Genomic DNA, 21,974 nt, shown 5'->3' with positions numbered 1-21,974 from the left:
TAATTTTTTACGAAGGTAAAATAAAATCCCAATTCTGAAAACTGTATCTTTGCCTAACTTACATTTAGGATTTATGACAAACAATGATATCTTCAAAAAGCTACGAGTAGCGCTACAATTACGTGATGACCAGATCGTAACTATTTTGGAATTGGTGGATTTCCGTATTTCAAAAGGTGAAATTGGGAATTTCTTTCGCGCGGAAGACCATCCGAAGTATATGGAATGCGGTGATCAGGTTTTACGCAATTTCCTAAATGCTTTGATTATTCATCTACGCGGAACTAAGGAAAGTCCTAAAAATGCCTTAGATGTCATAAAAAGCCATAAAACTGACGCGCCAAAAACGGATGAACCGAGAAGAACAGACGCAAAACCGAAATTCTCCGGGGAAAAACCGAAAAGCAGCACTACTAAACCAAAAGCAAAGGGCGATTTTAAAAAACCGGCATCCAAAGGAAAACCTGCTCCGAAAAAAGAGCCGATTGTTGAAAAAGTCAGATTCAACAACGGAAAGAAAAGAGACAATAAATAAGTATATAAAAATAAAAATCCCGAGTCTGTGCTCGGGATTTTTTTATTTGTCCAGTTGCCTATTCTGGTTTAAAAGTCACATAAAAAGAATATTCGCTGCCTTGTTTTAGCTGGCCGGCATCTATCTTTTTGTAATTCAGTTTATGCGTAATGTATTTTTTTATGGAATCATTGTCAGTACCGACATTCAATACAACGATTTCATCGTCGGAATTAATTTTAATCTCCACCTTTACCACTACCTCTTTTTCAAGTTCCACATCAAATTTAGTTGTCTCCAACAACTTAACCACTTTTTTTACAGCTTTTGGCAAATCCTCTGTTGTGTTAGAATTGTTAGCTGAAACAAATGTTGTATTCATGAATAGTACAACAACAAAGAATGCGATTAAATTTTTCATTTTTTTTGATTTTTTGATTTTTTTTTGATTTGATTACAGGTCAAAATTACACAAACCAACCAACCAAAATAACTAATTTTCAATAGCTTAACCTATATTTAAAACCGGAAACAGTACGAACTTCCTTTCAATACCAAATGTTCTGCAAAACGGCTTTTTATTTCGATGAACAACTGAAATCCTGTTAAAATCAGAGAAAATTCTGTCTCAGTTGGAACCATTAATTTAAACTTCAGAATCCAACTTACGCAAACTTTACATTGGAGTAATAAAAAAAGCCTTAGCAATGAGCTAAGGCTTTTATATAATAAGTATAAAACTTTCTGAAATTAGCTTAAAGCAGCTTTAACCTGATCTGCAGCTTCCTGGAACTGAACAGCAGATAAGATCGGCATACCTGAATTGTCGATCAATTCTTTTGCGATCTCAGCATTAGTTCCTTGTAAACGAACGATGATAGGCACGTTAATATCGTCTCCCATGTTTTTATAAGCATCAACCACACCCTGAGCCACACGGTCACAACGAACGATACCACCGAAGATGTTGATTAAGATTGCTTTTACGTTAGGATCTTTCAAAATGATACGGAAAGCTATTTCCACACGTTTTGCATCAGCTGTTCCTCCTACGTCAAGGAAGTTAGCCGGTTCGAAACCTGCATATTTGATCAAGTCCATAGTAGCCATTGCTAAACCTGCACCGTTAACCATACATCCAACTGTACCGTCTAAGTCTACATAGTTTAATCCAGCTTCTTTAGCTTCTACTTCGATTGGACGCTCTTCCGTGATGTCGCGCATTTCAGCTAAATCAGCATGACGGTATAAAGCATTGTCATCCAAAGTTACTTTAGCATCAACTGCCATGATTTTATTGTCGGAAGTTTTCAACACAGGGTTGATTTCAAACATAGAAGAATCAGAACCGATGTAAGCTTTGTATAATGCGTCAACGAATTTAATCATTTCTTTGAATGCATCACCCGATAATCCTAAGTTGAATGCAATTCTTCTTGCCTGGAAACCTTGTAATCCTACAGCAGGATCGATTTCTTCAGTGAAGATTAAGTGTGGCGTGTGTTCTGCCACTTCTTCGATATCCATTCCACCTTCAGTAGAATACATAATCATATTACGACCATTACCACGGTTTAATAAAACCGACATGTAAAACTCTTTAGTTTCACTTTCTCCAGGATAGTATACATCCTCAGCTACTAAAACTTTGTGTACTCTTTTTCCGGTTGGAGGCGTTTGAGGCGTAATCAAATCCATTCCGATGATTTGCTCAGCAATTTCTTTAACCTGATCTAAATTTTTAGCCAGTTTAACTCCACCACCTTTTCCACGTCCACCTGCGTGGATCTGAGCTTTAATTACGTGCCAACCTGTACCGGTTTCATCTGTAAGTTGTTTTGCCTTTAAAACCGCTTCTTCAGCGTTATTTGCAACATAACCACGTTGTATACGTACACCGTAGCTTGCTAATATCTGTTTTCCTTGATACTCGTGTAAGTTCATAATTAAGATGTGTTTCTTTAAATAAAAAGTGCCACAAAAATAACAAAGTATATTGAATGTGCCTAATGTTTTTTTGATTTATCACACATTGCCGTTTATAAAAATTATAACACACAGCACAATGATGTAACAATTTGTTAAAATTACACTATTGTCATTTCTAACTGAAAAATCTTTTCTATTTTTACGAAAAATTTAATCAAAAATGGAATCTAATCAATTACTTTCAGTAGCAGAAGAATTTGGGTGTCCGCTTTATGTGTATGACGCCGCTAAAATTCAATCACAGTACAACCGTTTAACCAATGCTTTTTCCAAGGTGGAAAAACTTCGCATCAATTATGCATGTAAGGCATTGTCAAACCTATCTGTTCTAAAGCTACTGAAGAAGATGGGTTCCGGACTTGACACTGTTTCCATTCAGGAAGTACAATTAGGCCTGCATGCCGGTTTTTCTCCTGACATGATCATCTATACTCCGAACGGGGTTTCTTTGGACGAAATTGAAGAAGCAGCCGCTTTAGGTGTTCAGATCAATATTGACAACCTTTCGATCTTAGAGCAATTCGGAGCAAAACATCCTACGGTACCGGTTTGTATCCGTATCAATCCGCACGTTATGGCGGGTGGAAATTCGAATATTTCTGTTGGACATATCGACAGTAAATTCGGAATTTCAATTCACCAATTGCCTCACATATTAAGAATTGTTGAAAACACTAAAATGCACATCAACGGAATCCACATGCATACGGGTTCTGATATTCTAGACATCGAAGTATTCTTATATGCTGCCGAAATCTTATTTGAAACGGCTAAAAACTTCAAACAACTGGATTTCCTTGATTTCGGAAGCGGGTTCAAAGTACCTTACAAAAAAGGCGATATCGAAACCAACGTGGAAGAAATGGGTAAAAAATTAACCAAACGCTTTTTGGCTTTCGAAAAAGAATACGGACGTGAACTGACATTAGCTTTTGAACCAGGTAAATTCCTTGTGAGTGAAGCGGGCTATTTCTTAGCGAAAGTAAATGTGGTGAAACAAACAACATCTACTGTTTTTGCAGGAGTTGATTCTGGATTCAATCACTTGATCCGTCCGATGTTATACGGTTCCGAACATTATATTGAAAACATATCGCACCCGAAAGGAAAAGAGCGTTTCTACTCGGTAGTTGGTTATATCTGCGAAACAGATACTTTTGCTACCAACCGAAGAATCACCGAAATCAAAGAAGGTGATGTTTTAAGTTTCCGCAACGCAGGAGCTTACTGTTTCTCCATGTCGTCTAACTATAATTCACGTTTCAAACCAGCAGAAGTTCTTTGGAATGACGGCAAAGCGCACCTGATCCGTCAGCGTGAAACTTTTGATGACATTCTCAGAAACCAGATTGAAGTTGAAATCTAAATCGCTTTAGATCATTCGTTATAATCAAAATCAAAAAAAGGGCTGTTATAATTTAACAGCCCTTTTTCTATAATCTATTTTCTATTTCCCTCTAATATTTCCGTCAGTACTTCTGCTTCCGTTCCGTTTGGAAATTGAATGTGTAGTTTTTGAGCCACGGTTGGCGCAATCTGGGTAATTTCTTTTTTATCATGCGACTCGCCTTTTTCAATTCCCCACCCGTAGAAAATCAACGGCACATGCGTATCATAACTGTATGGACTCCCGTGTGTGGTTCCCGTACCGGAATACTCTACGTAAGCAGGTTTGAACAATAAAACCAATTCGCCGTTTTGAACAGGATCATACCCTTTTGCAACCGCTTTCAAATAATAATCATTTGCTGAAGCTGCCAGAATTTCTTCTTCAGTAAAAACTTTCTTGATGTATTTCTGAGCGTACAGATAGTCTTTAAAAGTCTGCTTTACCTTAGACAACTCCAACCCTTTTGATTTGATTGCTTCTTTATTCAGAAAAACATTGTAATTGGAATAATTCAAAATCAGGTTTGCTCCGAATGTCCTTGTGGAGAATTCACTCAATTCCGTTTCAATGTTTTTCCATGGAATATTATCCACGTCATATTTATTATCCTTCAGAAATTTGACATTCTCAGCACCGGCATGATCCGCAGTTAAGAACAGTAAATAATTGTCTTTTCCGACGTTCTTATCAAGATACTCCAGAAATTGAGCAATACTTTCATCCAAACGCAGATAAGTATCCTGCAATTCTATCGAACGGGGTCCTAAAGTATGTCCGATATAATCCGTGGATGAAAAACTCACCGTAAGGAAATCGGTGATATTGTCTTTTCCCAAGCCTTCAGCAGCAATAGTTCTTTCCGCGAATTCCTCCAGCAGATCATTCCCAAATGGTGTCGACCGCAATAAACTCGCATCATTATTAACATACATTTCCTTTAAACTGTACGGAAAAAAAGGCGATTTTTTAAACAACATCCCTTCGTACGGATTATTGTCCGTTAAACTCTCATTATAGGTTTCTTTCGGTTTCAGTAAGTCCCAACCCTTATCAATGTATTTCTGAAAGTTTTTTTCAGCATTGAACTTGGCTACCCAATCCGGTAATTTCTCAGCATAAAAAGTACTTGAAATAAATGCGCCGGTCTGACTGAACCAATACGCACCGTTCGCAAAATGGCCTGCCGGTAAAATCGCGCCACGGTCTTTCAGACTGATCCCGATTACCTTTCCTTTGAAGTTCGTTGCTAATCTAAGTTCGTCGGTGATGGTAGTCGCCTGAAGATTTTTTGGTGACATTTTTCCTTCGCTCTCCACTCCGTTTCCGATTAATTTTACGGAAGCATCATCGGTGCAATACACATCTTTTCCGGTTGCTTTATTGAACCATTCGTTACCGACTATTCCATGAACAGTTGGTGTAGTCCCGGTATATACCGAAGCATGACCAGGTGCCGTATACGTCGGCATATAATTGTAATGCGTGTTGTGAAACGTGTAGCCGTTGTTCATCAGTCGTTTGAAACCGTCATTGGAAAAATCTTCTGAAAAACGATACAAGTATTCCATTTTCATCTGATCTACAACGATTCCCACAACCAATTTCGGTTTCTGTTGTGCTGATACTGTTGAAACCAGTCCGATAACTGCTAGCTGAAGTAATCTTCTCATAGTTAGTTCTTTTGCATAAAAAATCCCGAAAACCGGGACTTTATTTTATTTTACATATTTCATATTATATACCAAAACCCTACTGTCTTCGGAGATATACAATTGCTTTAAATCACTTCCTTTTATCGTACGGATAGCCACTACGCATTTCTCTCCATCGCCGTTCACACACTGGAACGTATCTACACTTCCCTCTTCATTGGTTTTAGGATCATTGTAGCCTAAAATCGTATACAACTGAATAACTTCTGAATATACTACAATTCGGTCCTTGCTCGTATCTAAAGTCACCACGACTTTTGCATCTTTAAATTCAGAATACGGACTCCAAACCCCTTTAGCATTTTTGATACTCATACTTACTCCCGTCGTTTCAAATCGATACGTTTGTGCTGCTGCATTTAAACCAACAAACAAAAGGAATACTAAACTGATATTTTTTAAAAACTTCATAATTTTTTCTTTCTGATTTTACAATAATGATGCCACTTGGCTGCGGGCAGTTTCGAATTCGGACATCATATCGTCCACGATTTGTTTCACTGGTTTGATATCGTGGATTAAACCGGAGATCTGTCCGATTTCCAGTTCACCTTCGTCCAAATCACCTTCAAACATACCACGTTTTGCTCTCGCTCGTCCTAATAACGTTTTTAATTCTTCTGTTGTTGGACATTGTGTGTACAATGCTTGAACATCGTGATAGAATTTATTTTTTACCAATCGCACGGGAGCCAATTCTTTCAATGTCAAATGGGTTCCACCTTCCTCAACATCAACAATAGTTTTCTTGAAATTATCGTGTGATGAACTTTCAAAAGAAGCTGCAAAACGGCTTCCTACCTGAACTCCGTCAGCACCTAAAGCCATTGCGGCTAACATCCCTCTTCCGGTCGCAATTCCTCCGGCTGCAATAAGCGGAATAGTGATATTTTCTTTTACCATTGGGATTAATGTCATCGTAGTGGTTTCTTCTCTTCCGTTGTGTCCTCCGGCTTCAAATCCTTCTGCTACTACAGCATCAACTCCGGCTTCCTGCGCTTTTAAAGCGAATTTTGAACTGCTCACCACGTGAACTACGGTTATTCCTCTTTCTTTTAGAAAAGAGGTCCACGTTTTAGGGTTTCCCGCGGAAGTAAAAACGATTTTCACCCCCTCTTCCACGATGATGTTCATAATCTGTTCAATATCCGGATACAACATGGGAACATTCACCCCAAATGGTTTGTCTGTAGCCTTTTTACATTTCTGGATGTGTTCGCGAAGCACTTCCGGATACATGGATCCTGCACCTAAAAGACCTAATCCACCAGCGTTACTTACAGCACTGGCTAATTTATAACCGCTGTTCCAAATCATTCCACCCTGAACGATCGGGTATTTAATATTAAAAAGTTGCGTTATTCTGTTCATTCTTTAAAAGGGTTACTTTTTTATCAGTTTACCGGTTTCCGATTTATGATCAAAAGTAATATTATAAGTATATATTCCTGTATTTAAATTTTCGATTGCGATTGCATGATTTTCGTTTATCTTCTCCTTGATCACTAATTGCCCAAGATTGTTGTACAACGTAATTTCCGCGTCGGAAACCGGATCCGTAAAACTCACATTTAGTTTATTCTGCATAGGATTAGGAAAAAGCACAAATCCTTTTCTTTGAAATTCTGAAGTTGACAATACGTTATTATAAGCCAATTGAAAATCCGGGATTCCGTAACCGTAATTATTATTCGGATTTGAAAAACGATCGGCGGATGCTTTGATCAACTGAACAATTTCAGCATTAGTTTTATTAGGGAAAGCACTCCAAAAAGAGGCAACTGCCCCTGCTAAAATTGGTCCTGCGAATGAAGTTCCGCTGCTTGTCGTAACATTTCCTGTTTCTGTAGCGACCGTTGCTCCGACGCCCATGGCCATTAAATCAGGTTTTATCCTTCCGTCTGAACTTGGACCTATTGAGCTGAACCCAGCCTTTACTTCGGAACTGTTAACAGCACCAACCGTTAAATTTAAGGCCGCATCTCCAGGAACTCCTATATAAGGATTTGCCGTAGTACCTGAATTTCCCGCAGAAGTAACAAGAATCATTCCTTTGCTGAATGCAATATCGACAGCACGGGACGAAAAGGCTTTTTGACCATTTAAATCCTGATAAGAATAACTATATGCGGGATTATCATATTCGAAATAACCTAACGAGGTGTTTACGACATCAACTCCCAGACTGTCGGCCATTTCCAAAGCTTCCACCCAATTACTTTCTTCAACGGGGTTTTCGCTATTGGCATCTTCGGTAACAAATAAATAATATTTGGCATTCACCGCTGTTCCTATCAGCTGATTATCCACAAAACCTCCCATATTTGACAGCACCATTGTTCCGTGCGCAAATCCGGTATAAACGTTATTGCTTCGGTTCACAAAATTATAGCCACCCAAAATCAGGTTCTGATCACGTAAACGCTGAAAAGGAGCTTGCGTATTTACTCCCGGAAAACCGGTATCCATAACGGCTATGATTTTTTCCTGACCGGTAAAATTCTGCTGGTGCAGCCAATTGGCATTAAGCATCTGAATCTGAGCTGCAGAAGAACCATAATTAAAGTCCTCCTGACTATCCATAAACTTATTGATTTTATTTGCTTTTTGAGTCGGCGCCGGAATGGAACGTCCGCCGGGATTTAGCGAATGATTAGCGTATCTTATGCTGCTTACAAACGGTAATGCGGACAGTGCCGCTATATTCGTCTGAGTTCCTCTTACATGCACGGCATTTAACCATTTTGATTTTGCTTTCACCGTAATTCCGGTAGCGTTCTTCACCTGATTAATATATGTCTGCTGAATTGGTGCATCCTGCACATTTAAAGCGATACTTTGAGTGGTTCTTCGGTTTAAAGCTCTTTGAGAAAGCATAGTAAGCGGATTACCGATATACGACTGCGCATTTGGTTTATCCGCAAAATAAACCCAGGCATCTTCCTGTGAAAACACATTCAGGCAGAACAATACCGTAAAAAAAAGAAACGCATTTTTCATAGCTTTCTGTTTTTGGAATGGGCTAATTTAAGAAATTACTCCCGAACCAACTAATTCATCTTCAATATGCCATGACACAAACTGTCCCTCAGTGATGGCCGACTGTGGTGCATCAAAAACCACATAGACACCCATTTTGAATTTATATAATTTCGCTTTTTGAAGTGGCTGACGGTAGCGGATTCTCGCCATGATATCCATTGATTCACCATCCTTCAGAGCCAGATCTTCACGTATCCAGTGGATTTCATCGTTTTTAACCAACAATGCTTTTTTGAATAAACCCGGATGTTCAGAACCCTGACCGGTGTATATCGCATTCGTTTTAACATCGGTGGAAACAATAAACAAAGGCTCTTTGGTTCCTCCCACGTTCAGTCCTTTTCGCTGACCGATAGTGAAATAGTGGGCACCCTGATGTTTACCAACTACTTTTCCAAATTCCGGTTTGTATTCGATATTTTTAGATGCATACGCCAATTCTTCTTCCAGTGAACCGAATTCAGGTTTTTCAACAGCATAAATCGGACTGTCCACACCCACTTCATAAATCAATCCTTCTTTTGGCTGAAGCTGCTGCTGCAAGAACTCAGGCAAACGTACTTTACCGATGAAACACAATCCCTGTGAGTCTTTCTTTTCAGCGGTAACCAAGTCCATTTTCGCGGCAATTTCGCGAACCTGTGGTTTGGTTAGTTCACCGATCGGAAATAATGCTTTGGACAATTGCTCCTGTGATAACTGACAAAGGAAATACGATTGATCTTTATTTCCATCAATACCTTCTAAAAGCTGATAGATTTCTTTTCCGTCAACATCGATTATTCCTTTTCGGCAATAATGTCCGGTTGCCACATAATCAGCACCCAAACTTAGGGCGATCTTCATGAAAACGTCAAATTTGATTTCGCGGTTGCACAACACATCCGGATTTGGGGTTCTCCCCTTTTCATATTCGCTGAACATATAATCAACGATCTTCTCTTTGTATTGTTCGCTCAAATCGACAGTCTGAAACGGAATCCCCAACTTTTCTGCCACCAGCAATGCATCATTACTATCTTCCAGCCATGGACATTCGTTAGAAATGGTCACAGAATCATCATGCCAGTTCTTCATGAAAAGGCCGATAACTTCATATCCTTGTTCTTTTAAAAGATAAGCAGCAACACTAGAATCTACACCGCCGGAAAGCCCTACTACAACACGTTTCATTCCCTTATTCTCCATTAATTATTGTCCTTCGTATTTTTCAACAGGTTTAGTTCTTTTTTCGAACTTTTTTCCTTGCAAGTCCATGTTCACGGTTTTCATTTTTCCGTTCTCATACACTTTCCACTTGCCCACTTTCTTTCCGTTTTTGAACATTCCCTGACCGCTGATCTGCTTTGCTGAAAGTCGGAACGTAGCCATACCGTCGTACTGACCGTTCTTGTAATTTGATTCTTCGAGCACAACGCCATTATCAGCATATTTTTTATACTTACCATGTTTAACGCCGTTAACATAAGTAGTTTCTTCGGTAAGTTTTCCGTTTGGAAAATATACTTTGCGAACACCGTTCAGTTTACCGTCAACATAATTTTCAAGGGTCATTATTTTCGGAGAATCCAAATGGTAGTACTTCCATTCTCCGACATACGTATCTTTTCCGACAATTTTACCTTCGCTTACCTTAAAGCCTTTCTGATTGAAAAAAGTCGTATAGTGCGAACCATCGTTAGCCGAAAAATCACGGGTTGCGATAACTACCAGTTTTACGGTATTATCAAAGTATTTAAAAACGCCAACTTCCTTTCCATGATCGAAAGTACCCTCATAGCGCGGATTTTTTGTATCCTCATAAACACCTTTCCATTGGCCGTGACGTTTTCCGTTTTCGTCGAATTTATTAGAATCCTGACCATAAAAAGTCGACCACCATAGTGTCATTAAAAAAACTAAACCCAGATTTTTCTTTAATTTCATCATTTGTTTCTTAAACAATTTAAATTCGTATTTTATCAATTTATCTGTAATAAAAACTCAGATTTTTGAAAAATATTTCAAAAGTAATCAAATTAAGCTTTTAGGCAATAGTTGTTAACTTTTGCTTTAGTACTTCTTAGATGACAACTCCTATATCAACTTTCGAACCAGTTTTCGCAATTCCTTCTAAAAATAATTTACAGACCTAATTCCAGGGCACGTTCATTAGCTGCCAGAACTGCTTTTGCGATAATATCTTCCGTATCCGAAGAATCAAAAACCTGTAAAGCTCTTTCTGTTGTTCCGCCTTTTGATGCTACTCTGGTAATCCATTCTTCATTAGAAAAAGAATTCGCATTTTTCAGGTTAATCGATCCGATGAAAGTCTGATTCACCAACAATTCTGCTTCGGATGGCGTAAATCCTAATTGTTCCGCCGCTTTGATCATCGACTTCATGAAGTAGAATACATATGCCGGTCCGCTTCCCGAAACAGCCGTAGCTGCATCAATAAGTTTTTCGTTATCCACATAAATTGACTTTCCGGTGGTATTCAGAAGATTCTGAATGATGAACAAATCCTTTCTGTCGATATCCGCAGAGGCCGAAAAAACAGTCATTCCCATTCCGATTTGCGAAACGATATTTGGCATGGAACGTACCACTTTAGACGATGCGATTTTCTGTTGAATGGTACCGATTGTAACTCCGGCCATAATCGAAAGAACGATCTGATTATTCGTTAATTTTGATTTCAATTTTTCAGAAACCGACAAAAAATCCTGTGGCTTTACCGCCAGAATAACAATGTCTGTTTCCGAAAATGCATCATTTATTTCTGCAGTGAAATTAGCTGCCGGAATACCGAAAGTTTCTTTTTCATTGGGTAAAGACCTGTCAACCACGATGATATCTTCCGCTTTGATAAAACGGGAATTAATGAAACTGTTCGCATAGGTCTTCCCCATGTTTCCGTAACCGACAATTGCTATTTTCATACTTTAGACAATTAAAAAAGCCCTGATTTTATGAGTTTGAACTTTCTAAAAACAGGGCTTTGAATTATAACTAAAATTATATTACTTTTTGGACTTCTTCTGCGCTTCCGCCTGTTCCATCATTTCCTGCATTTTCTTTTGGAACTTGCTTTGCGGTTTATCTTTAGTTTTATTTTCCTGAATCTGAGCATGGATCTTCTTCTCGTCTACAATGTAATTCTTGATAACCAGCATGATTCCGATTGTAATCGTATTTGAAATAAAGTAATACAAACTCAATCCTGAAGCATAGTTATTAAAGAAGAACAACATCATGATCGGAGAAACGTAAAGCATCACTTTCATGATCTTACCCATATCCGGCATACCTTCCTGTTGCGGAGCTGACATTTGCTGATCGCCTGTTGTCATTCTCATGTAGAAGAAAATTGCAATCGAGGCCAAAATCGGGAATAAACTCACGTGGTCTCCGTAAAAAGGAATATTGAAAGGCAATTTGAATATTGAATCGTAAGACGATAAGTCATCTGCCCAAAGGAAACTCTTCTGACGCAAGTCAAACATCGACGGGAAGAACTGAAACAAAGCATAGAACACCGGAATCTGCATAACGGCCGGCAAACATCCTGCCATAGGATTCACTCCTGCTTTACCATACAATTTCATGGTTTCCTGTTGTTTCTTCATCGGATCCTTACCGAATTTTTCATTCAATTCGGCAATTTCAGGACGCAATACTTTCATCTTAGCCTGAGAAAGGTACGACTTATATGTTACCGGAGACATTACCAAACGAACTAACATTGTGAAAATGATAATTGCAATTCCCTGAGGCAGAAACCCACTTAAAAATCCGTAAGCCGGAATGAAAACATAACGGTTGATCCAACCGAAAATTCCCCATCCTAAAGGCATTACTTCATCAAGGTTTTTATTGTAATTATTTAAAATCTTATAATCAGCCGGACCATAGTACCAGTTCATCGCATAATTCAGCTCCCCGTTTTTGAATGCCAACGGTAATTTAGCAGAGAAATTTTTAGTAAAAACAGTATCGATTTTCTCATCATGGATCAAATTCTCTGATTTTAACTGAGCGCCTTTAATTGGTGTTTCAGTTAATAAAATAGAGGTGAACAAATCCTGTTTGAAGGCTACATACGTAAGATCCTCAACCGTTTCCTCGTCTAATTTGCTTGTCTGGCTTAAACTATTGTCTTTTCCTCCTTCATATTCATAACGGACATCTGTGTAACGGTTTTCATAAGAAATACTTTTTTCGTTTCTGTATGCTTTTAATTGCCAGTCTAAATCAAGCGGTTTTGAAGTATTGATCACCTGACTCAATCCCTGGGTACGGATACCGAAATCCATCATGTACTCATTTGGTTTCAATACATAACGGTACTCTAAGAATTGGTTTTCACCCGCTTTTAAACGCATGGTCACTACCTGATTGTTTCCTTCTTTAGTAACCGTCGGCTCGAAATACATGTCTTTTGTATTTAAAACTCGGTTATCTTTTGTCTGGAATTGAATATTCAGGTTAGCGTTGTTGTTTTTGATAATTTCAACCGGAAGGTTCGAACCTTTATGGAATTTCTCAAAATTATTCACTTTAGCATCAACGATATAACCACCTTTATTAGCGATTTTTAACGTTACCAACTCGTTTTTGATTTCAGTAACATTATCTTTTGCCGATGGTAATGCAGCCGAATAAGCAAAAGCTCCTAAAGAACCTTGTAATGCTTTTACTTTTAAAGAATCCGTTTGTGTTGAATCACTGATTGCAGCAGTAACAGCTTGCTCTTTTGCTTTTTCAATTTTTTCGGTAGTTGCTTTTTTCTCATCTTCTGCCATTGATTTTTTTTCTTCTTTGATGTTGTTGAACATCATCCAAATCATTAAACCGGCAATTAATACAAATGCTACGATGGATTTAGCGTCTAATTTTTTTTGTTCCATTTTAAATTTAGCTTTAAGCATTAGGCTTTAAGCAGTAAACGATTCGTTAGTCAATAATTATTGTTATTTGTTACCAAAAAACCTGACTATTTGTTTTTGGTTTTAGCAACAAACTTTATTTTTAACTGCAGCAGCCACGAAGTTGACAAACAACGGATGCGGGTTTGCTACTGTACTTTTATATTCCGGGTGGTATTGAACCCCAATGAAGAACGGATGGCTTTCTAACTCAACAATCTCTACCAAACCGGTATCCGGATTGACTCCTGTTGCTTTTAATCCGGCTGCTTCTAATTCATTTAAAAACTCACCATTGAATTCATAACGGTGACGGTGACGCTCCAAAATATCGGTTTTACCGTAAATCTTATGCGCCAGTGTATTTTCTTTAAGCTGACATTTCCATGCACCTAAACGCATAGTTCCGCCTTTATCGGTAACGTTTTTCTGTTCTTCCATAATGCTGATCACCGGATGAGCTGTACTTTCGTTCATCTCAGTCGAATTAGCATCTGCATAACCTAATACATTTCTTGAATATTCGATTACTGCCATCTGCATTCCCAAACAGATCCCGAAGAACGGAATCTTGTTTTCTCTTGCATAACGAACCGTTTCGATCTTCCCTTCGATTCCGCGACCTCCGAATCCCGGAGCAACCAATATACCATCCAAACCTTTTAATTGGCTTTCAGCTGTTTTAGCATCTAAATATTCGGAATGGATACTAACCACGTTCACTTTAGTTTCATTTGCAGCACCTGCGTGAATGAAAGCTTCTAAAATCGATTTATAAGAATCCTGCAATTCCACATATTTACCAACCAAACCGATATTTACTTCATGTTTAGGGTTTTTCAGTTTATGCAGGAACTCGTTCCATTGTGTCAAATCCGGTAAGTTTCTCTCCGGTAGATCCAGTTTTTTCAACGCCACTTTATCCAATCCTTCTTCCAACATTAAGTTCGGAACATCATAAATCGTTGAAGCATCGATTGACTGAATAACCGCTTCTTTCTTCACATTACAGAACAATGCCAATTTCTGACGTAAATCCTGAGACAATTCATGCTCCGTACGGCAAACAAGGATATCAGCTTTGATTCCGCTTTCCATCAACGTTTTTACCGAGTGTTGCGTTGGTTTGGTTTTCAACTCACCAGCTGCTGCCAGGTAAGGAATCAGTGTTAAGTGAATAACAAGTGCATTGCTTTCACCCAATTCCCACACCAACTGACGTACAGACTCAATATAAGGCAGTGATTCAATATCACCTACAGTTCCACCAATTTCAGTAATCACAATGTCATAATCACCAGATTTACCAAGTAACTGCATACGTTCCTTAATTTCATTGGTAATATGAGGAACTACCTGAACTGTTTTACCCAAAAATTCGCCACGGCGCTCTTTTTCGATCACAGAAAGATATACTCTTCCGGTGGTTACGTTATTCGCCTGAGAAGTCGGAACATTCAGGAATCTTTCATAGTGTCCTAAATCCAAATCGGTCTCGGCACCATCATCCGTTACATAACATTCCCCATGTTCGTATGGATTTAACGTTCCCGGATCGACATTCAGATACGGATCAAATTTCTGAATGGTTGTTCTGTACCCCCTTGCCTGCAATAATTTTGCTAAAGAAGCTGCGATAATTCCTTTTCCTAAAGAAGAGGACACACCTCCGGTAACAAAAATATACTTCGTCTGATTCATTGTGTTGTTTTTATTGTGTGTTGTGTTGTTGTTTAAAAAAACCTGGCAAAAATACGATTATAAATTGATTATTAGCTATTCGCAAATGACAATTATTCGTTAAAGAATTAAGGCTTCGGAAAGTTTTTACGGATGTTTCTCACGAGTTCTTCCAGGCCGTTAAGTTTGAGTTCATAAACCAATTGAAGCTGCTCTCCCAATTGCCCTTTGGGAAAACCTTTATTATGGTACCAAACCACATAATATTCGGGTAAGTCAATAAGAAAATACCCTTCGTATTTTCCGAAGGGCATTTTTGTATGTGCGAGTTTAATAAGCAATTGCTTGTCTTCTTTCAAACCTTATTTTTTATACTATCTGAGTTACTATTATCCAAAGGAATGCAAAAACAATTCCCAAAATAAAAATCCTTTTTCCATGATTTCTATCCTTCGAAGAATAGTTATGAACTTTATCTCCGTTAGGCAACATTTTTTTGAATGCTAAAAGATGCCATCCGATAAAAATTCCTAAAAATCCGCCAAGCAAAGCAAAGAAGTAACCGAATACCACCCAAATACCCTGATCTTTTTCCGGTTTTGAAAGCTCCGCCAATCTCTTTTTCTGAGCTTCCGCAATTTGAGTTTCAGACACTTCAATTCCTCTGTCTTTCAATATCTTTAAGGCAAGATTAAAATTAAAATCACCCCATTCGTCTTTTTTCTCAACAACATCTTTTAACTCCTCATTGGAATACTGAAACAGGTAATAACTTTCGTCTACCTCTTCAATCTGAGATATTGAAACTTCATTGAACAGCTCCTCTGCCGCACTAAAAAAAGCTTTTTGGATCTTCAGTATGTATTCAATAGCAAAAGCGCTGTTCCCGAAATTCGAATCCAAAGAATTACCCGTATCTTCAAGAATAACTTCAATACCATTGTCTTTCAAAACAGTACTAAAATAAACGGCGTCTTCCTGTTTGTCGAACTTCTTAAAAATTAAAAACTCCATTACTTACAATTACTCTTATTTCCAGTTAAAAGTAACATCCTTTTTAATATCAGCATGCAAACTGAATAAAACAGGACAAGTCATCGCTGTTTTTTCCAATATGCTTCTGGTTTTTTCATCAGCCGCAACAGACATCTGGAATACCACCTGAATCTCAACTATTCTTCTTGGATCTGTTCCCATAATTTTGGTTACTTCCGCCGTAGAACCTGTAAAATCCACATCCATCTCACGGGCTTTGATTCCCATAACCGTAAGCATACAGGTAGCTAAAGCATTTGCGACGGAATCCGTCGGAGAAAAGGCCTCCCCTTTACCGTGATTATCTGTCGGAGCATCAGTAATGATGGTATTTCCGGATTGTAAATGTACCGAAGACGTTCTTAAATCGCCTAAGTAAGTTACTTTTGAAGTTGCCATTATTTTGCTTCTTTTAAAGTTAGATCTTCGTCGTAATACAACAGGTAAATTCCTTTGTTGTAGTATCCGCCATCAATATTAACATAATTGAATTTACTTTCAATCTGCTCTGATGCTTTTTCGTTTACCGATTCCTTATAACCTCCGTCCTGGAACAATCTCAGGATCACGTCAAACGTCACATCAAAACCTCTGGTCGCGAATCGGTTTGGAAAAATATTGTTTTTTCTTTTGAACACCTTCGCAAAAATAGCGGCCTGAGGCGTTTCATTATCTCTTGACACAGAAGGATACAGCAATTTAAGCTTAGTCAATTTACTTAAAGGAATCTCCTCAAAATCAAGCGTTTCATTCTTATCTAAAGTCACCATCTGTACCTGATATTCCGAAGTCGCACTAACCAGAATGTTACATGTACTCAATACCATTCCTGTTTTTTCGGATTCCAATATCACATAATTGACCTTGTCTTTATCCATCAGACTTTTTACATTCTCCAATGTCGGAACCCCTTTGTCATTAATTTCTGCAATCTTAACATTAGGATAATTTTCTGTAATGAACTGTTTGGAACTTCCTTTTTTAGGATCGATGATGGCAATTATGTTTCCGTTTTTTTCCATCATGAAATCAAACATCTTGCGTTTCACATCCAATGCATTTGGCATGGCCTGAAACAGATTGGAATATGGTTTTCCTCTCTCGTTAGACAATGGTGAAATTACAGGAGTATTGTATTTTTCCAATAAAGCCGCTGTCGTTTCTACATGATTTTGGAAAAACGGACCGATTATAGCATCGGTTTTAGAGAAATCGTTTGTACTGATCAAAGCAGCTACAGCCGAAGAATTTTTCGACTCTTCTGAATCCAGGATCTTCACCGTCAAAGGCAATCCAAGTGTTTTGGCAGAATCAATGGCAATTAAAGCTCCTGCATAAAAATCGAGCGTCATATTCAGAAATTTATCCTTTTTAAGTCGTTCCGTAACCGAATTTACCGAATCCGCTTCAATCTTATCAAGATGGAACGGCAGCATCAATACCAACTCCTTACCTTCCTGTTTATTTAAGGTTTTGACAATATCCACTTGCGCTTTGTTCGGCATGATTTGATTAAACTTCGCGTCTGAAGGAACTTTGATCACCATACCCGTTTTTACCCCGCCAGCCAACTCCGGATTCACCGCCAGCAATTGCTCCTGACTCAGTCCCGATCCTCTTGTCAAACTGTAAAGTGTTTCTTTCGGCTGAACGGTATAATCCATGTACTGCACTACTTGTTTTGGTTGTACAGTTGGTGTTTTTGCCGCTACGGGAGTATTTTTATTAAGGCGCAGTTTCTGACCTATTTCCAGATTTTCTTTTATTTCAGGATTTAAAGACTCAAGCTCCTCAACAGATAGATTATTTTTCTTTGCTATACCGAATTTTGTTTCTTTCGGCTCCACAACATGATACTTTGAAGAAGCTGTTGCAACCGGTTTCACAGTTTCGGGTTTATCTATTTTTTTAGTTGTAAAAACCACAATCGTCTGCCCTAATTTCAACCCTTCTTTCTCAATATCAGGATTATTCTTAGTGATTGACTCTACTGTTGTATCGTACTTTTTAGCTATGCTGAATACAGTTTCTTTCGCTTCTACCACATGATAAACACGCGTTTCCTTACCTGATGGTTTCGGAGCTTCTTTACCGGTTGGCTTGGGAGTTTCTTTCGCTACTTCTTTCGGAGTTACCTTAAAAGGCTGCCCTCCTTTAGTCGGAATTAAAAGTATCGAATTTTCATTAACGCCGTTTTTGGCATTTGGATTTAAACGATAGATATCTTCCGCTGTCAAATTGTATTTTTTGGCTATCGAATAGGCAGTTTCCCCTTTCGCTACTTTATGTTCCTTTGTTTGTGCAAAAGCAGAAACAGAAACCAATAAAGCAGTACACAATCCAGTAAAAAAGTACTTCATATGGTATTTTTTAAAACGAACAAGTCGTCACAAAGTTATAGATTGTAACGACTTAATTCCTATTTTTCTTAAATATTTTATTCCCACTCAATTGTGGCAGGCGGTTTCGAGCTGATATCGTAAACAACTCGGTTCACACCTTTTACCTTATTGATGATTTCATTTGAGATCTTCATTAAGAAGTCATATGGTAAATGAACCCAGTCAGCCGTCATTCCGTCCGTAGATTCTACTGCGCGCAATGCAACTACTTTTTCATAAGTACGCTCATCCCCCATAACTCCGACACTGTTTACCGGCAACAAAATTGCTCCTGCCTGCCAAACTTTGTCGTACAATCCGTGAGATTTCAACCCTTCGATGAAAACATAATCCACTTCCTGAAGGATTCTTACTTTCTCCGGAGTAATATCTCCTAAGATACGGATAGAAAGCCCAGGTCCAGGGAAAGGGTGTCTTCCTAATAATTCATCGTCAATTCCTAATGTTTTACCAACTCGACGTACTTCATCTTTAAATAACATACGCAAAGGTTCTGCTATTTTAAGTTTCATGTAATCCGGTAAACCACCTACATTGTGATGCGATTTGATTGTTGCAGAAGGTCCTTTTACCGAAACCGATTCGATTACGTCCGGATAAATAGTTCCCTGCGCCAACCATTTTACATCTTCGATATGGTGCGCTTCATCGTCAAAAACTTCGATAAATACACGACCGATGATTTTTCTTTTTGTTTCCGGGTCATCCACTCCGGCTAATTCAGACAAAAATCGTTCAGAAGCATCTACTCCTTTTACGTTTAAGCCCATTCCTTTATATTGGTTCAATACGTTTTCAAATTCATTCTTACGCAATAAACCGTTATTAACGAAAATACAATATAAGTTCTGTCCGATCGCTTTGTTTAATAACACAGCTGCTACGGTAGAATCCACACCACCTGAAAGCCCAAGAACAACTTTATCGTTCTGGATTTTCTCCTGCATTTCAGCTACGATCTCCTCAACAAAAGCACCTGGTGTAAAGTTTTGAGGTACTTCAGCAATTTTCACAAGGAAATTTTCAAGCATTTGCTTTCCGTCAGTAGAGTGAAATACTTCCGGATGATACTGAATTGCATAAGTGGTCTCACCTTCGATTTTATAAGCCGCATATTCCACATCATTTGTGCTCGCCAACTTAACTCCGTTTGTAGGTAATGCTTTGATACTGTCACTGTGGCTCATCCAAACCTGACTGTTTTGAACCACGCCATCAAAGAAAACTTCGTTCTCCTTAATATAAGACAAATTAGCTCTACCATATTCTCTGGTGTTTGAAGCAGCTACTTCACCTCCGTTAAAATGTGCCAGATATTGTGCTCCATAACAAACAGCAAGCAAAGGCATTTTACCTCTGATCTGTGATAAATCAGGATGTGGCGCATCTTCTCCGCGAACAGAGAAAGGACTACCTCCTAAAATTACCGCTTTATAACTTGACAAATCATCCGGAAAATGATTATAAGGAAAAATTTCGCAGAATATGTTTAATTCGCGAACTCTACGCGCAATAAGCTGAGTGTATTGCGATCCGAAATCTAAAATAAGTACGTTGTGTTGCATGTGCAAAAATAGTTATTTCTGTGAAAATGAAAAATTAAAACTTTGAAAGATTTAAGTAATGGAAAATATCCCGAAAAAATGTATTTTCGCAACATGATGACAACCAATGAAATTGAAGCGCTTAAAGAACTTTTAGCTTCTCCAAAAAAAATAGCTATTATCCCCCACCGTAATCCCGATGGTGATGCAATGGGCTCTTCTTTAGGGCTGTACCATTTTTTACTTCAGAAAAATCACGATGTTTCGGTAATCTCGCCAAATGAATTTCCTAATTTTTTAGCCTGGCTTCCCGATGCTGATAAAGTTCTGGTTTTTGAAAAAGAAGTTGAAAAGTGCATTGAAAAATTAAATCAGGCAGACCTTATTTTCACACTGGACTTCAATGCCCTGCACCGCGTTGGCGATTTCATGCAGGCTACTTTGGAAAAACTGGACAAAACCTTTGTGATGATCGACCATCACCAGTTACCGGACAATTATTCCAAATTCACGTTTTCTGATACGGGATATGGTTCGACTTGTGAAATGATCTATCACTTCATTCACCAGTTAGCCGGGGAAAACCTGATCAATAAAACTGTTGCAACGTGTATTTATACCGGGATTGTAACAGATTCGGGTTCTTTCCGTTTCCCATTAACATCCAGTACGACGCATCGTGTTGTTGCTGACCTGATTGACAAAGGCGTTGAAAATCCAAAAATACACAACCTGCTTTTCGATACCAGTTCCTATAATCGTTTACAGTTACTGGGGCGCGCATTGCAAAACATGAAACTTCTTCCTGAGTACAAAACCTCCTATATTACCTTAAGCCAGGAAGAACTTGATACTTTTGGTTATACAAAAGGCGACACGGAAGGAATTGTGAATTACGGACTTTCCTTAGAAGGATATGATTTTACCGCAATTTTTATCGAAAACAAAGACGAAGGTATTATCAAAATATCGTTCCGTTCGCAGGGTTCGTTTGATGTAAATCAGTTCGCAAGAAATCATTTTAACGGCGGTGGCCATATAAATGCAGCCGGCGGAAAATCAGACTTATCCATGGAAGAAACCATCAAACAATTTATTGCTATTTTAGCGTCTGAAAAAAAAACAACTGACGAAAAAGTGCTGACTCAATAAATGATTTCAGTCAGTTTAAAAATTGAATTATGAAAAAGATCTATATATACGGAGTAATGCTTTCCGGACTATTGTTCGCCTGCTGCACCCAACAACAGGAAGCCAGAAAACCGGTTTCCCACTCGGGCGGAACTTTTATAAAGGAATCCATCGAACGAAACAAAAAGCTGATCAACAACGAAGAAACCCAGATAAAGCAAATCATCGCAAAGGATACTGCTCACACTTATATTGCCTCTCCAAAAGGCTACTGGTATTACTACGATGTGAAAAGCGACACGGAAACCCAAACTCCAAAAAAAGGCGATATCGCTAATTTTGATTATGAAGTAACCGATTTATCAGGAAACGTAATCTATACTGCCGAAGAACTGAAAACACAAACCTATGTTGTAGACAAGCAACATATAATGATGGGTTTGCGTGACGGTATAAAACTGATGAAAAAAGGAGAAAAAGTAACCTTCCTTTTCCCTTCGCATATGGCTTATGGCTACCACGGCGATAACGAAAAGATCGGAACCAACCAACCTGTTATCTGTAAAGTAACTTTAAACGATTTCAAAACCACAACGGAAAAACCTTAATTCCCTAAATCACATTT

General features: G+C 38.4%; 20 protein-coding genes. 4 read left to right on the top strand and 16 right to left on the bottom strand.

The features are described 5' to 3' along the window. The first annotated feature begins 73 nt into the window (after positions 1–73). Complete coding sequence (locus AC3E9U_RS12445) at positions 74–535, top strand: DUF1456 family protein (protein ID WP_488747240.1); 462 nt, start codon at positions 74–76, stop codon at positions 533–535. Positions 536–593: 58 nt separating this feature from the next. Here the strand turns inward: AC3E9U_RS12445 and AC3E9U_RS12440 are convergent, their stop codons facing one another. Further along, positions 594–935 (bottom strand): hypothetical protein, encoded by a 342-nt coding sequence (locus tag AC3E9U_RS12440; protein ID WP_488747239.1) that lies wholly within the window; start codon positions 933–935, stop codon positions 594–596. Positions 936–1,264: 329 nt separating this feature from the next. Then, positions 1,265–2,458: an ADP-forming succinate--CoA ligase subunit beta gene (sucC, locus tag AC3E9U_RS12435; RefSeq protein WP_488747238.1), complete on the bottom strand. Its 1,194-nt coding sequence runs from the start codon at positions 2,456–2,458 to the stop codon at positions 1,265–1,267. A gap of 205 nt (positions 2,459–2,663) precedes the next feature. On the opposite strand from sucC, the gene lysA reads away from it, so the two are divergent. Next, a complete protein-coding gene (gene lysA / locus AC3E9U_RS12430; protein ID WP_488747237.1) occupies positions 2,664–3,869 on the top strand; it encodes a diaminopimelate decarboxylase in 1,206 nt (401 codons plus the stop codon). A 74-nt stretch (positions 3,870–3,943) separates the two neighbouring features. Here lysA and pafA read toward each other — a convergent pair whose 3' ends face one another. The 14 genes from pafA to guaA all read right to left on the bottom strand — a co-directional run bounded on the left by pafA (position 3,944) and on the right by guaA (position 20,239). Then, complete coding sequence (gene pafA, locus AC3E9U_RS12425; protein ID WP_488747236.1) at positions 3,944–5,563, bottom strand: alkaline phosphatase PafA; 1,620 nt, start codon at positions 5,561–5,563, stop codon at positions 3,944–3,946. A gap of 45 nt (positions 5,564–5,608) precedes the next feature. Continuing rightward, a complete protein-coding gene (locus tag AC3E9U_RS12420; protein ID WP_488747235.1) occupies positions 5,609–6,016 on the bottom strand; it encodes a hypothetical protein in 408 nt (135 codons plus the stop codon). Between the two features lie 18 nt (positions 6,017–6,034). Continuing rightward, positions 6,035–6,976 carry an NAD(P)H-dependent flavin oxidoreductase gene (locus AC3E9U_RS12415; RefSeq protein WP_488747234.1) on the bottom strand — a complete coding sequence of 314 codons (942 nt, stop codon included), beginning with the start codon at positions 6,974–6,976 and terminating at the stop codon, positions 6,035–6,037. A 12-nt stretch (positions 6,977–6,988) separates the two neighbouring features. After that, positions 6,989–8,605, bottom strand: a complete 1,617-nt coding sequence (locus tag AC3E9U_RS12410) for a S8 family serine peptidase (RefSeq protein WP_488747233.1) — start codon at positions 8,603–8,605, stop codon at positions 6,989–6,991. Positions 8,606–8,632: 27 nt separating this feature from the next. After that, on the bottom strand, positions 8,633–9,820 hold the full coding sequence (gene mnmA, locus AC3E9U_RS12405; protein WP_488747660.1) for a tRNA 2-thiouridine(34) synthase MnmA: 1,188 nt from the start codon (positions 9,818–9,820) through the stop codon (positions 8,633–8,635). An 18-nt stretch (positions 9,821–9,838) separates the two neighbouring features. Further along, positions 9,839–10,576, bottom strand: a complete 738-nt coding sequence (locus tag AC3E9U_RS12400; RefSeq protein ID WP_488747232.1) for a toxin-antitoxin system YwqK family antitoxin — start codon at positions 10,574–10,576, stop codon at positions 9,839–9,841. A 194-nt stretch (positions 10,577–10,770) separates the two neighbouring features. Continuing rightward, a complete protein-coding gene (gene proC, locus AC3E9U_RS12395) occupies positions 10,771–11,571 on the bottom strand; it encodes a pyrroline-5-carboxylate reductase (protein ID WP_488747231.1) in 801 nt (266 codons plus the stop codon). A gap of 81 nt (positions 11,572–11,652) precedes the next feature. Beyond that, positions 11,653–13,539 carry a membrane protein insertase YidC gene (gene yidC / locus AC3E9U_RS12390; RefSeq protein ID WP_488747230.1) on the bottom strand — a complete coding sequence of 629 codons (1,887 nt, stop codon included), beginning with the start codon at positions 13,537–13,539 and terminating at the stop codon, positions 11,653–11,655. 102 nt (positions 13,540–13,641) lie between these two features. Continuing rightward, positions 13,642–15,258 carry a CTP synthase gene (gene pyrG, locus AC3E9U_RS12385; RefSeq protein ID WP_488747229.1) on the bottom strand — a complete coding sequence of 539 codons (1,617 nt, stop codon included), beginning with the start codon at positions 15,256–15,258 and terminating at the stop codon, positions 13,642–13,644. A gap of 107 nt (positions 15,259–15,365) precedes the next feature. Then, positions 15,366–15,596, bottom strand: coding sequence for a DUF3820 family protein (locus AC3E9U_RS12380; protein ID WP_488747228.1), 231 nt, complete (start codon positions 15,594–15,596; stop codon positions 15,366–15,368). Positions 15,597–15,606: 10 nt separating this feature from the next. Further along, complete coding sequence (locus AC3E9U_RS12375) at positions 15,607–16,251, bottom strand: hypothetical protein (protein WP_488747227.1); 645 nt, start codon at positions 16,249–16,251, stop codon at positions 15,607–15,609. Positions 16,252–16,266: 15 nt separating this feature from the next. Next, positions 16,267–16,671, bottom strand: coding sequence for an OsmC family protein (locus AC3E9U_RS12370; RefSeq protein ID WP_488747226.1), 405 nt, complete (start codon positions 16,669–16,671; stop codon positions 16,267–16,269). Continuing rightward, entirely contained in the window at positions 16,671–18,632 is a 1,962-nt protein-coding gene (locus AC3E9U_RS12365; protein WP_488747225.1) for an amino acid ABC transporter substrate-binding protein, read from the bottom strand. The genes AC3E9U_RS12370 and AC3E9U_RS12365 overlap by 1 nt, the downstream gene beginning before the upstream one ends. Positions 18,633–18,709: 77 nt before the next feature. Beyond that, the gene (gene guaA / locus AC3E9U_RS12360; protein WP_488747224.1) at positions 18,710–20,239 is read right to left on the bottom strand and encodes a glutamine-hydrolyzing GMP synthase; all 1,530 of its coding nucleotides are present in this window, start codon (positions 20,237–20,239) and stop codon (positions 18,710–18,712) included. Between the two features lie 93 nt (positions 20,240–20,332). Here guaA and AC3E9U_RS12355 point away from each other — a divergent pair, with 93 nt between their 5' ends. Next, entirely contained in the window at positions 20,333–21,370 is a 1,038-nt protein-coding gene (locus tag AC3E9U_RS12355) for a DHH family phosphoesterase (RefSeq protein ID WP_488747659.1), read from the top strand. 29 nt (positions 21,371–21,399) lie between these two features. Beyond that, positions 21,400–21,957 (top strand): gliding motility-associated peptidyl-prolyl isomerase GldI, encoded by a 558-nt coding sequence (gldI, locus tag AC3E9U_RS12350; protein WP_488747223.1) that lies wholly within the window; start codon positions 21,400–21,402, stop codon positions 21,955–21,957. Positions 21,958–21,974 lie beyond the last annotated feature (17 nt).

The organism is Flavobacterium sp. 21.1, assembly GCF_057801535.1.
Note: the sequence above shows the minus strand (reverse complement) of the source record. Positions and strands in the feature narration are given on the sequence as shown.